Source organism: Burkholderia sp. PR2, assembly GCF_052372875.1.
Taxonomy (GTDB): domain Bacteria; phylum Pseudomonadota; class Gammaproteobacteria; order Burkholderiales; family Burkholderiaceae; genus Burkholderia; species Burkholderia diffusa.
Genome location: NZ_JBQRWH010000001.1, coordinates 956,299 through 969,132, shown reverse-complemented (window position 1 = coordinate 969,132; position 12,834 = coordinate 956,299). Strand labels below are relative to the sequence as shown.

The 12,834-nt window shown below is 64.7% G+C and carries 7 protein-coding genes and 1 pseudogene; 6 read left to right on the top strand and 2 right to left on the bottom strand.

Features of this window, described 5'->3' with window-relative positions; all coding sequences use genetic code 11:
* Window position 1: 1 nt before the first annotated feature.
* Complete coding sequence (locus tag ACT2FV_RS04355; RefSeq protein ID WP_444503303.1) at window positions 2–2,983, top strand: Tn3 family transposase; 2,982 nt, start codon at window positions 2–4, stop codon at window positions 2,981–2,983.
* Between the two features lie 42 nt (window positions 2,984–3,025).
* Here ACT2FV_RS04355 and ACT2FV_RS04350 read toward each other — a convergent pair.
* Window positions 3,026–3,292 (bottom strand): annotated as a pseudogene (locus ACT2FV_RS04350) (ABC transporter substrate-binding protein); the annotation flags it as partial.
* A gap of 185 nt (window positions 3,293–3,477) precedes the next feature.
* Here ACT2FV_RS04350 and ACT2FV_RS04345 point away from each other — a divergent pair.
* From ACT2FV_RS04345 to ACT2FV_RS04335, 3 genes are all read left to right on the top strand, one after another.
* Window positions 3,478–4,395: an alpha/beta hydrolase family protein gene (locus ACT2FV_RS04345; RefSeq protein ID WP_444503302.1), complete on the top strand. Its 918-nt coding sequence runs from the start codon at window positions 3,478–3,480 to the stop codon at window positions 4,393–4,395.
* Window positions 4,392–4,823 carry a MarR family winged helix-turn-helix transcriptional regulator gene (locus ACT2FV_RS04340; protein ID WP_444503301.1) on the top strand — a complete coding sequence of 144 codons (432 nt, stop codon included), beginning with the start codon at window positions 4,392–4,394 and terminating at the stop codon, window positions 4,821–4,823. Before ACT2FV_RS04345 ends, ACT2FV_RS04340 begins: the two co-directional genes overlap by 4 nt.
* Before the next feature lie 460 nt (window positions 4,824–5,283).
* Window positions 5,284–6,744, top strand: coding sequence for a sialidase family protein (locus ACT2FV_RS04335; RefSeq protein WP_124622733.1), 1,461 nt, complete (start codon window positions 5,284–5,286; stop codon window positions 6,742–6,744).
* Between the two features lie 64 nt (window positions 6,745–6,808).
* Here the strand turns inward: ACT2FV_RS04335 and adhP are convergent, their stop codons facing one another.
* Window positions 6,809–7,837: an alcohol dehydrogenase AdhP gene (gene adhP, locus ACT2FV_RS04330; protein ID WP_059600475.1), complete on the bottom strand. Its 1,029-nt coding sequence runs from the start codon at window positions 7,835–7,837 to the stop codon at window positions 6,809–6,811.
* Window positions 7,838–8,254: 417 nt separating this feature from the next.
* Between adhP and ACT2FV_RS04325 the strand changes: the two genes are divergently transcribed.
* The gene (locus tag ACT2FV_RS04325; RefSeq protein ID WP_444503300.1) at window positions 8,255–10,333 is read left to right on the top strand and encodes a TonB-dependent receptor; all 2,079 of its coding nucleotides are present in this window, start codon (window positions 8,255–8,257) and stop codon (window positions 10,331–10,333) included.
* A gap of 412 nt (window positions 10,334–10,745) precedes the next feature.
* Window positions 10,746–12,383, top strand: a complete 1,638-nt coding sequence (locus tag ACT2FV_RS04320) for a methyl-accepting chemotaxis protein (protein WP_444503299.1) — start codon at window positions 10,746–10,748, stop codon at window positions 12,381–12,383.
* Window positions 12,384–12,834: the final 451 nt, after the last annotated feature.

Sequence of the window (12,834 nt, the reverse complement as noted above, 5' to 3'; positions counted from 1 at the left end):
TATGAGTCAAATCCATGAAACTGCCTATCCGGCGCTGCCCGCCGAACTGAACGAGGCGGAACTGCGAACGGTCTTCACGCCCAGCGCGGCGGATATCCGGTTCGTCTTCGGGCAGTTTCGACAGGCGCCGACGCGGGTGCTGATCCTGACGCAGCTCAAGCTATTGCAGCGTCTGGGCTATATGCCGGTCTTGTCCGACGTGCCGATGGTCATCGTCGATCACATTTGCTCGGTGCTCGGCGTGCGCCCGGTACCCCGAACCACTGTCACACGCTACGACCGCTCCGGCAGCAAGTCCCGTCACCAGAAAATTCTGCGCGAACACGTCCGGATCAAGTCGGTCGACAGCACAACCTATACGTGGCTTGCCAAAGTGGCCGAGCACGCCGCAAGAACCAAGGCCGAACTACCCGATATCATCAACGTGATGCTCGAGGAACTCGTGCGCCGGCGCCACGAACTGCCGCCACTCGCCACGCTATCCCGGATCGCTGGACACGCCCGCAGTCAGCTCCACGAAGCAATCTACGGCGCCTATGTCGATTCGCTCGACGAGCCGTTGAAGGCACGACTCGACGCGCTCTTTCTCACTCGGGCTGGGCAGACTCGCTGGGACGAATTGAAGCGTGAACCGAAACGCCCGGGCCCGCGGGAGATCGCGAGCTTCCTGGAGCATATCCGGACGATGAACGCGCTCGCGGACGGCTTGCCGCCGGCGCCGCACATGTTGTCGGTCCCCAAGCGGGTGCAGTTCATTACCGAGGCGCGTGCGCTGGACGTCCACGAGATGCGTACGCTGAAGCCGGCCAAGCGATATACGCTCGCGGGACTGTTCATTTTCTCGCAACGCCAGAAGGCGCTCGACGATGTCGCCGATATCTTCATCAAAACGGTCCGGAATCTCGAGAGCACCGCCAAGCTGCGGCTTCAGCAATACCAGCTCGCAACCGCCGATCAACTGCAAACCCTCGTCAGCCAGTTCAGAGATGTTCTCAACGTCTTGCAGGACAACGAAACGCCTGCGGCCATGCGGATCGCGCAGATGCGTGCCGCACTGGGCGATGATCCCGACAGCGTGCTAATTCGGTGCAACGAACACATCGCGCAGGCCGGAAACCACATCTTCCCGTTCCTGCTCGCGCCATACAAGAAGCTTCGATCGCTGCTGTTTCAATGCCTCGACCTGCTGTCGTTGAAGGCGAGTTCGCAGGATGACGCGTTGCTCCGCGCGCTCGCGTGGAGCCAGCAATATCGGACGTCTCGCCGGGAGTACTTGCTGCTGAGCGACGCCGATCTCGCACAGTTGCCCTTCGACTGGATTCCCGAAAAATGGGAACGCTGTGTGTTGCCCGATGGCTGCTCGGCGCGCCTGCTGCACCGCAAGTACCTCGAGCTCTGCGTCTTCAGTCAAGTCATGCACGAATTGAATTCTGGCGACATCTACGTCGAGGGCAGCGACCATTATGACGATCCGCGCGAACATCAGGTCTCGTGGGACGAATTCCGGCAAGAGCTACCGCGCTACGGCGAAGTCGTCGACTACCCGATTGACGGGCGTGCCTTCACCCAAAAACTGAAGGATGATCTCGGTAATCTGGCTGATACCGTTGATGCCGGCTTTCCCCGCTACGATCATGTCGAAATGGGTGAGCAGGGCTTGATTCTGCATCGCCACGACAAGAAGCCCGAGCCTCCGAATTTGACGCTGATCAGTCAGGCCGTTGCGGCGTCGATGCGACCGGTCAGCATCCTGGATATCCTCACCGAAACCGAGCAGTGGCTGGATCTGCATCGACTGTTCGGGCCGTTGTCGGGTTTCGAGTCCAAGATCGACGATCCGCGCAAGCGCTTCATCACCACACTGTTCTGCTACGGCTGCAATCTCGGACCGACCCAGACGGCCCGGTCGGTCAAAAATCTCAGCCGCAAACAGGTTGCGTGGCTGAACCTGAAGCACGTGACCGAGGAGCGGCTAGACAAGGCGATCGTGAAAGTCATCAACGCCTACAACCAGTTCACGTTGCCGAAATTCTGGGGTTCAGGCAAGCGCGTGTCGGCCGACGGAACGAAGTGGAATCTCTACGAACAGAATCTATTGTCCGAGTACCACATCCGGTACGGCGGCTACGGTGGTATCGGCTACTACCACGTGTCGGACATGTACATTGCGCTGTTCAGCCACTTCATTCCGTGCGGTGTGCACGAAGCCGTCTACATTCTCGACGGCCTGATCAAGAACACTTCCGATATCCAGCCAGATACCATTCACGGCGACACTCACGCGCAGAGTGCCCCCGTCTTCGCGCTCGCGCATCTGCTCGGCATCGATCTCATGCCGCGAATCCGCGACATCAAGGATCTGGTCTTCTACAAGCCCGATCGACGCCGACGCTACAAACACATCGAGTCACTGTTTCGCGCGAGCATCGACTGGTCCTTGATCGAGCGGCATTTCCCGGACATGCTGCGCGTCGCGATCTCAATCAAGGCCGGGCGGATGACGCCGTCGACGATCCTGCGGCGGCTTGGCTCCGGCAGCGTGAAGAACAAGCTGTACTTCGCGTTTCGCGAGCTCGGGCGTGTGATCCGGACGATGTTCCTGCTGCGCTACATCAACGACCCGGAGATGCGACAAACGATTCACGCTGCGACCAACAAGAGCGAGCAGTTCAACGACTTCTCGAAATGGCTGATGTTCGGCGGCGAAGTCATTGCGGAAAATCTCCGGCACGAGCAGCGCAAGGTCATCAAGTACAACCAGCTTGTCGCGAACATGGTGATTCTCTACAACGTGCAATGGATGTCGAGGGCACTGAGGGCGCTGCAGGAAAAGGGGCATCCCGTCGACGCCGACATACTGCAGGCGCTGTCGCCATATCGCCGCGACCACATCAATCGGCTCGGGTCATACCTGCTGGACCTTCATCGGAAGGCGCCGCCGCTCGACCCGTCAATAGATTTTTCTTTTAAATCAGCCGCTTAAGTACTTTTTGGCGAAAATTTCACGAATCCCGGCCGACCCTCTGTAAGGCAGGTCCTTCAGCACGCCGGACGCCTCCATCGACGCCTGGATGTTGAAGTAATTCTGTTCACCGACGCGCAGCGTGACGGTGTCTTTGGCGATGCCCGGCTGCGCGGCGAGCGCGAGCAGCAGCGCCGTGACGATTCGGCTCAACAACGTGATCTCCCCGATGGTTGGCGGACGGCCGCGCGACGGCGTCGCCCTTGGGTCCGCTTGCCGCGACGGCCGGCGCACGGATGGAACCGATGAAGATAAGGCGATCCGCTTCATGAGACAAACGCAATATTCTTCTATGCAAAGATGCAAATGTTTTATGGATGAGTCGCCACGAAGCGCCGCCGGCCGCCACGCGTCGCGCACCACCGTTCGAATAATTCCTCGATAGATATTTCGTGCGCGAAATAAATCACGCACTATATTTCGCATACGAAATAACTACCCGAATGAGGATGGCCATGACGTCAGACCCCGTGGAGTTTTGCGCCGCCGACGGCTATACGCTGCGCGGCACGCTGTGGTTGCCGGACACGCCACCGCGCGCGCTGGTGTTGATCCATCCGGCTACCGCCGTGCCGGAGCGGCTGTACGCGGGCTTCGCGCGCTTCCTGACCGAACGCGGCTTCGCGGCGCTGACCTACAACTATCGCGGCATCGGTGCGTCGCGGCCCGCGCGGCTGAGCGCGCTGCAGGCCCGCATGCGCGACTGGGTCGAGCTCGACGTGGGTGCCGCGATCGCGTGGGCGCGTAATGCGTACGCAGGGTTGCCGCTGCTGGCGGTCGGGCATAGCGTCGGCGGTCACGCGATCGGGCTGTCGGCCGGCACCGCGCACCTGCGCGCGGCCGTGCTCGTCGCCGCGCACGCGGGCAGCACGCGGCTGATTTCCCGCGCGGCCGAGCGGCTGAAGGTGCGGCTGATCCTGCGCGTGCTCGGCCCGCTCGCGTCCGCGCTGCTCGGCTACGTGCCGGGCAAGCGTCTCGGGCTCGGCGAGGACCTCCCCGCCGGCGTGTTCCGCGAGTGGAGCCGCTGGACCACGTTGCCGCGCTACTTCTTCGACGATCCGACGCTCGGGGCAGCCGAGCGCTTCTCGAAGCAGCAGTTGCCGATTCTCGCGCTCGGCTTCGACGACGATCCGTGGGCGAACCCGCCCGCGATCGACCTGCTGGTAAGCTACCTGACCCGGGCGGCCGTCGAACGCCGCCAGATCGATCCGAACGCCGCGGGCAGCGGACCGGTCGGACACATGGGTTTCTTCCGCAGCCGGCCAGGCACCGTGCTGTGGCCAGCGGTCGCAGACTGGCTCGCACAGGCGCTCGACGCGCCGCGCGCTGCGGGTCGCCCGTCCCTTTCCATTGCAGCCGGGAACCGAGCTTGAGCGAAGACCGACGACTGTTTTTCCTGTTGACCATCGGCCAGCGGCGCGTGCAGCGCTGGGTCGATCGCAAGGCCGAGACCGATGCGCGCGCCAGCGCCGCGCAGGCCGGCGTGCTGTTCTGCCTCGCGAGGCAGGACGGCGCGCTGATCGGCGAAGTCGGCGCGGCGCTGCAATTGGCGCCGTCCGCGATGACGGGGCTCGCCGACCGGATGGCGAAGGCCGGCCTGCTCGCGCGTCACGCCGATTCGGACGACGGGCGTGCAACGCGCCTGTTCCTGACCGACGAAGGACAAGCGGCGCTCAAGCGTGCGTGCGTGGCGCTGCGCGAGCTGAACGGCAAGCTGTGTGACGGGTTTTCCGACGCCGAACTCGACGTCGTCGCGCGCTGGCTGCACGCATTGCAGGACCGCTTTCCGACCGAACGCTGAACGGCGCCGGCGGTGCGCCGCATCGGCACGATGCCGCGTAATCGATAGCGATTCCGATTCGCGCTTTCGATTCGGTTTCCGAACTTTCCGGCGGCAAATTTTGCGTTCCGGAAGCACCGCTTCGGCAACGCTTTCCGGCTACGTCCTGTTACAAAAAATTGCCTCCCGCGCCGCATACCGATCGCCTACATTGCTATCCACTTCGACGCATTCGTCATATGCACGGACTGGCCTTCCCGTCGCGTCCGCATCCTTGGGCGCACTCGACAAGCAATGAAAACGAAGAGGTGTCTTGACCGACGTGCTGGCGGCATCCAGCACACGCGGATTGCGATGACTGAAGCGGCCTCCTGAACGACACCATCCGACGCGTGGCACGGCATCCATTGCCGCCGCGTACCGGTGCGCGACGTGCCGCTGCGCCCTGACATCGCCGCCGCACGTGAACGAGGAGCAGTCCATGCGACACACGATGGTATCCCACTCGCTTGTCACCCGCCTCACCCGCCTGTCCGCCACGATGGGAATGGCGATGGCCGCCGCCGCGGCCGCGCATGCCGACCCCGTGGTCGTGTCCGGCCCGAGCCCGTTCGCCGCCTGCACCATCGGCGGCCCCGGCACGAACTACGTGAACGCCGAGGTCGAACCATGGCTCTCGGTCAATCCGGCGAACCCGACCAACATGATCGGCGTGTGGCAGCAGGATCGCTGGTCGAACGGCGGCGCCCACGGGCTCGTCGCCGGCTACACGTTCGACGGCGGTGCGACCTGGGCGCGCACGCCGCAACCGTTCAGCGCCTGCGCGCCGGGCGGGCTCAAGTACGAGCGCGCGTCAGATCCGTGGGTGTCGTTCGGGCCCGACGGCACCGCGTATTCGGTATCGATCTCGTTCAACCAGTCGAACAACGGCAATGCGGTCGCGGCCTCGGTGTCGACCGACGGCGGACAGACGTGGAGCAGCCCGGCCGTACTGATCGCGAACGACGAACCGACGACGCAGTTCTTCAACGACAAGGAATCGGTCACGGCGAACCCGGTGAAGGCCGGCACGGCCTACGCGGTGTGGGACCGCCTCGAACTGCCGAACGGCAACCCGTATGCGAACCTGCACACGCAGGCATATCGCGGGCCGACATTCTTCTCGAAGACGGTCGATGGCGGCAAGACGTGGAGCAGAGCGAAAGTCATCGTCAACGTGCCGTCGCGTCAGCAGACGATCGGCAACCAGATCGTCGTCGACCCGAAGACCGGTACGCTCTACGACTTCTTCGACCTGATCCAGCCGCCGTTCAGCAAGGCGGCCGGCAAGGTCGCGTTCATCAAGTCGACCGACGACGGCGCGACCTGGACGAAGCCGCAGGTGATCGCCGGGCTGCAGACGGTCGGCGTGACCGATCCGAACACCGGCGAACCGGTACGCACCGGCGACATCATTCCGGAGCCCGCGATCGATCCGGCATCCGGGCAACTGTACGTCGTCTGGCAGGACAGCCGCTTCAACGGCGGCAACTACGACGAGATCGCGCTGTCGACGTCGAAGGACGGCGGCGCGAGCTGGAGCGCGCCGCTGCAAGTGAACACGCCGACCGGGCGTGCCGCGTTCAATCCGTCGGTGCGCGTCGACAATGCCGGCTCGGTGATGGTCACCTACTACGACTTCCGCGACCTGCAGGCCGGCAACACGACGACGCTGCCGACCGGGTTCTGGCGCAAGATCTCGCACGACGGCGGCACCACGTTCGCCGACGAGCGGCGCGTCGGCGGCCCGTTCGACATGAAGCTCGCGCCGAACGCGGAGGGCTTCTTCATCGGTGATTACCAGGGGCTCGACGTGCTGCCGTCGTCGTCGTTCCATCCGTTCTTCGTCCAGACCAACGCGGGCAACCTGACGAACCGCACCGACGTGTTCTTCGCGCCGTGATGCACGCGTGAGCGCAGGGCTGCCGCGACGCCCCTCGCGTCGCGGCAGCGTGCCCGAATGCGCGTCAATGCATGTCGGTCAGCACGATGCGGCCGTCGACCTTCCCTTCGCGCAGCCGCGCGAATATGTCGTTGATGTTGCCGAGTCGGTCACGATGGATATGCGCGCGCACCAGCCCGTCCGCCGCGAAATCGAGAGACTCCTGCAGATCGCGACGCGTGCCGACGATCGAGCCGCGCACCGTGATGCCGTTCAGCACGGTCGAGAAGATCGGCAACGGGAAATCGCCGGGCGGCAAGCCGTTGAGCGCCACCGTGCCGCCACGCCGCACCATCCCGAGCGCCTGCGCGAACGCACTGCGCGACACGGCCGTGACCAGCACGCCATGCGCCCCGCCGATCTCCTTCTGGATGACCTTCGCCGGATCATCGGTCGACGCATCGATCGTCAGTTGTGCGCCAAGCTGGCGAGCGAGTTCGAGCTTGGCCGGAGACACGTCGATCGCCGCGACGTGCAGGCCCATCGCGCGCGCGTATTGCACGGCCACGTGGCCGAGCCCGCCGATACCCGAAATCGCGATCCACTGGCCCGGACGCGTGTCGGTGACGCGAATCCCCTTGTAGACGGTTACGCCCGCGCACAGGATCGGCGCGATCTCGTCGAACGCGACCTGCGCGGGCAGATGGCCGACGTAGTCGGGATCGGCCAGCACGTATTCCGCGTAGCTGCCGTTCACCGAATAGCCGGTGTTCTGCTGCCCGTGGCAAAGGGTTTCCCAGCCGGTGTGGCAGTACTCGCAGTGGCCGCACGCCGTGTAGAGCCACGGCACGCCGACGCGGTCGCCCTCGCGCACGTGCGTGACGCCCGCGCCGACCGCCGCGACGACGCCCACGCCTTCATGTCCGGGAATGAACGGCAGCGTCGGCTTCACGGGCCAGTCGCCGTCGGCTGCGTGCAGGTCCGTATGGCAGACACCCGTCGCCTTGATGTTGACGAGGATCTGGCCAGGGCCCGGCGTCGGGATCGGCACTTCCTCGATGCGCAACGGTTCGCCGAACGCGTGCACCACCGCCGCTTTCATGGTTTGAGTCATGCGTCGCTCCTGTCTGGTCGATGACCGCGCCAGTATCCGGGCTCGAAACCGGAACGCATTGATGCGCATCAACGGGGCAGAAATCGTGCGCGCCGGCGGCGCATTCATCGCGAGACATGGTCGCTCGCGCCGCCGGTGCCGGTTTGAACGTCCCGCCGCTGCGTTCTCGGCCATTTCGACAGGTTGTCGGAGACCCTGTGGGCTACCGCCGTTTCGCTTGGAATTTGTAATGATATAACATATCATTACGCGAACTCGTCCATCTGAAACCGTTCCGCCCGGGTGGCCGGGTTACGCCGAGTCATATCCAAACGGGTCACTGCGCGTCGCAGACGCAACAATATATCGTATCAAGTGATGACCCGCATGTCTCGTTTCCCGATCCGATTCCAACCCATTCCAACCGATTCACCGACCATGCGCGACCTCCCTCGTCTACCGCTTCGCCCGCTACCGCCCGTTTCGCTGATGCTGTTCGCCGCCGTCGCGCACGCACAGGCCGATACGCCCGCCTCGTCGACGCCGACGCACACCACGCCGCTCGCGCCGATTTTCGTGACCGCGAACCCGCTTGGCGACACCGAGCTGATCTCGCCGACCGTGCAACTGTCCGGCGACGCGCTGACGCGCCGCCAGGCCGATTCGCTCGGCGAAACGCTCGACGGCCTGCCCGGCGTATCGACCACCACCTACGGGCCGATGGTCGGCCGCCCGATCATCCGCGGGATGGACGGCGACCGGATCCGCCTGCTGCAGAACGGCGTCGCCGCCTACGACGCGTCGTCGCTGTCGTACGACCACGCGGTGCCGCAGGATCCGCTGTCGATCGAGCGCGTCGAGATCGTGCGCGGGCCGGCCGCGCTGCTGTACGGCGGCAACGCGGTCGGCGGGGTCGTCAACACGATCGACAACCGGATTCCGCGAGAGGCGATCGAAGGCGTGACGGGCGCGCTCGACGCGCGCTACGGTGGCGCCAATTCGGTGCGCGCGGGCGCCGCGCAGGTCGAAGGCGGCAACGGCCGCTTTGCGTTCCATGTCGACGCATTCGACCGGGAAACGAGCAAGCTGCGGATTCCCGGCTACGCGCGCAGCAGCCAGCAACGGGCGATCGACGGCCCCGACACGCCGCAACCGTACGGCAACGTGCCGAACAGCGACGGCCGCGTGCATGGCGGCGCGCTCGGCGCGTCGTACACGTGGGCCGATGGCTTCGCGGGCCTGTCGTACAGCGGCTACGAGTCGAACTACGGCTCCGTCGCCGAGGACGACGTGCGCTTGCGGATGCGCCAGGAGCGCCTCGCGCTCGCGTCCGAGGTGCGCAACCTGAGCGGTCCGTTCACGACGCTGAAGTTCGACTTCGCGTACACCGACTATCGCCACAAGGAAGTCGACAACGGCGAGACGGCCACCACCTTCCGCAACCGCGGCTACGAGGCGCGCATCGAGGCGCGGCATCGCCGGATCGGCCCGTTCGAAGGCGCGATCGGGGTTCAGTTCGGCCAGAACACGTTCTCGGCGCTCGGCGACGAAATGCTCGTGCCGTCCACGCGAACGAACAGCGTCGCGCTGTTCGGTCTCGAGGAATGGCAGGTCGCCCCCGCGCTGAAGTTGAGCCTCGGCGGGCGCTTCGAGCATGTGAAGATCGATCCCGATCCGGCCGGTATCGAGAAATTCGCGGTCGCGCAGCCGCGCGACTTCAATGCCGGCAGCGTATCGGCCGGCGCGCTGTTCTCGCTGACGCCCGTGTGGTCGGTCGCGGCGAACGTCGCGTACACCGAACGCGCGCCGACTTTCTACGAGTTGTACTCGAACGGCCCGCACGACGCGACCGGCCAGTTCCTGATCGGCAACCCGAACGCGTCGAAGGAAAAGGCCGTGTCGACCGACCTGTCGCTACGCTATGCGAGCGGCCCGAACCGCGGCAGCGTCGGCGTGTTCTACAACCGCTTCTCCAACTACCTGACCGAGTACAACACGGGCCGCCTCGTGAACGACGAAGGCGAACCGGTCGCGCCCGGCGCCGGCGATACGCTCGACGAAGCAATCTATCGCGGCGTGCGCGCCGAGTTCTACGGCGTCGAACTCGACGGCAAGTGGCGCGCGTTCTCGCGGCGCGGTCACACGGTCGACCTGGAACTGACCGCCGACTACACGCATGCACGCAACGTCGACACCGGCCAGCCGCTGCCGCGCATCGCGCCGCTGCGCGCGACGCTCGCGGCCGACTATGGCTACGGCCCGTTCGGTGCGCGCGCACAGGTCACGCACGCGTGGTCGCAGCACCGCGTGCCCGACAACGACGTTCCGACCGACGGCTACACGTCGCTCGGCGTGATGCTCACGTACAAGTTCCGTGTCGGCGCGACGCACTGGCTCGCGTACCTGCGCGGCGACAACCTGACGAACCAGGAGATCCGCTATGCGACCTCGGTCGTGCGCGGCTTCGCGCCGCAAGGCGGCCGCAGCATGATGGCCGGCCTGCGCACGACGTTCTGATCGCCGGACGGCCCGCGGCGCCGGCCGCGGGCCGGGTCGAACGGGCGCGCATTCTTAGCCTCTTTTACAGGGCCAAATCGGGCGTTCCCGAGCGTCCGAACGTAAATGCGCGATTCACCCGCAAATCAAGGAACATACCAATCTGGCGATTTGAGAAACCGACCAGAACGTATTAACTTTCGGTAAAAAGTCGATTTTCATGTCCGCGTATGAACGCGACGATCATTGGTGATTCCCGAGCCTTTCTCCGGATCGAGAAAGCCCAACCGGCGGGGTTTCCAGCGAAAAAAGAATAAATATCAGGGTTTTCGATGGGTAAAGAAATATCCGGCATTCCCGTTAATGACGGCACGGGCCTGCACGCGGTCGAACAACAAATTCCCATCGCCAACCACTCGCACAGAGGCACATCGTGAAAATCGCCAGAATAACGATCAAGGCAAAACTGCTTGGCGGCTTCGGTTTGCTCGCCGTGGTCGTCGTGGCCGTGTCGGGCATGGCGCTGAAAGCGCTGTCCGATACGAACGACGAGTTTTCCCGGTACATGAACGGCGTCAATGCGCGCGCAAACCTGTCCGCGCAAATCCGTACGGCGGTCGACCGGCGCGCGATCGCCGCGCGCAACCTGGTGCTCGTGACCACGCCGTCCGACATCCAGCTCGAACTGGCCGAAGTGCAGCAGGCGCACAAGGACGTGCAGGACCGTCTCGCGAAGCTGAAGGACCTGATGGCGAATGCGACCGACACGACCGACCGCGCGCGTGAACTGGTCGCCGAGATCGTGCGCGTCGAAGCGAGCTACGGGCCCGTCGCGCTGAATATCGTCGGGCTCGCGCAGTCCGGCAAGAAGGACGAGGCGACCGCCGATATCGACAATCGCTGCCGTCCGTTGCTTGCGCAACTGGTTCGCGCGACCGATGCGTACGCAACCTATACGCACGAGCGTGAAGTCGCGATCGCGCAGGCATTCTCGGATCGCTACGCGCTCGAGCGCAACTTGCTGCTGGCCATCTGCGCAATCGCGATCGCGGTGGCGGTTGGCGGCGGCCTGTGGCTGACGCGCAGGATCACCGCACCGATCGTCGCGGCAGTCGACGTCGCGCGCACGGTGGCCAATGGCGATCTCGGCAGCCGTATCAGCGTGAGCGGCAACGACGAGACGCGCGACCTGCTCGACGCGCTGCGCACGATGAATGCGCGGCTGATCGACATCGTTGGTCGCGTGCGCGATTCGTCGAACAGCATCGCGCATGCGGTAGGCGAGATCGCATCGGGCAATCTCGACCTGAGCCAGCGCACCGAGGAACAGGCCGCATCGCTGCAGGAGACCGCCGCGACGATGGAGCAATTCACGTCGACGGTGCGCCTGAACGCGGAGAACGCGCAGCAGGCGAGCACGCTCGCCGCGAACGCGTCGGACGTCGCGCTGCGCGGCAGCGCGGTAGTCGGCCGCGTGGTCGATACGATGACGGAGATCGGCAACAGCTCGTCGAAAATTGCGGACATCACCGGGATCATCGAAGGCATCGCATTCCAGACCAACATCCTCGCGCTGAACGCGGCCGTCGAGGCGGCACGCGCGGGCGAACAGGGCCGCGGCTTCGCGGTCGTCGCGAGCGAGGTGCGCAGCCTCGCGCAACGTTCGTCCACCGCTGCGAAGGAAATCAAGGAGCTGATCTCGGCATCGGTACAGACGATCCAGGACGGCTCGGCGCTCGCGGGCGAAGCCGGCAAGACGATGTCGGACGTGACGCGAGCCGTCGCGCGCGTCACCGACATCATGGGTGAAATCGCGGCCGCATCGGCCGAACAGAGCCGCGGCATCGACCAGGTGAACCTGACGATCACGCAGATGGACGAGACGACGCAGCAGAACGCGGCACTCGTCGAACAGGCTGCGGCCGCGTCGAAATCGCTCGAGGCGCAGGGCCGCGATCTGTCGGAGACGGTGTCCGCGTTCCGGATGCCGGCCGGCGAACATGCAGCGTCGGCACACGCGCGCGCGCAAGCAGACGACAGCGCGTCGCACTGGCAGGCAGCTGCCGCATAACGTGGTGTCACGCGTAACGCGTCGCACGGAACACGGCCCGTCTGCGCATCGCCACCGCCTGCGTGCGACGGTCGTCACGCTCGTGCGAACCTGAAACGCCGGGCGTCGCGCGGCACGCTCCATGTGTCCGCGGCACGCATCCTCGCCGCGTCGACCACGCACATCGCGATCGATCGAAGCAATTTCGATCGACACGGAATACGATCGGGCCCGTACGTCCACGATCCCCTTTCTCCAGGATCGCCGCCTCCCGTTGCACACGCTGCCGCGCAATTTCCGGTCCCGCCCGCCCTGCACGCGAAACGGCAAGTGTTGAACCGCCTGCGAATTCGCCGAGCGCGGTCATGCACTTTTAAATCATGCGAATGACGAGTATCCTAAAAAAAGCACTCCACGTTCGAACGGCGAATCGCGTTCCCTGATTCCCGTCCGCTCGTATCGCGGCCCCATC

Excerpts from the sequence above, each read along its gene's own strand:
- ACT2FV_RS04355 (WP_444503303.1), top strand. The coding sequence starts at position 2 with ATGAGTCAAATCCATGAAACTGCCTATCCGGCGCTGCCCGCCGAACTG.
- ACT2FV_RS04345 (WP_444503302.1), top strand. The coding sequence starts at position 3,478 with ATGACGTCAGACCCCGTGGAGTTTTGCGCCGCCGACGGCTATACGCTG.
- ACT2FV_RS04335 (WP_124622733.1), top strand. The coding sequence starts at position 5,284 with ATGCGACACACGATGGTATCCCACTCGCTTGTCACCCGCCTCACCCGC.
- adhP (WP_059600475.1), bottom strand. The coding sequence starts at position 7,837 with ATGACTCAAACCATGAAAGCGGCGGTGGTGCACGCGTTCGGCGAACCG.
- ACT2FV_RS04325 (WP_444503300.1), top strand. The coding sequence starts at position 8,255 with ATGCGCGACCTCCCTCGTCTACCGCTTCGCCCGCTACCGCCCGTTTCG.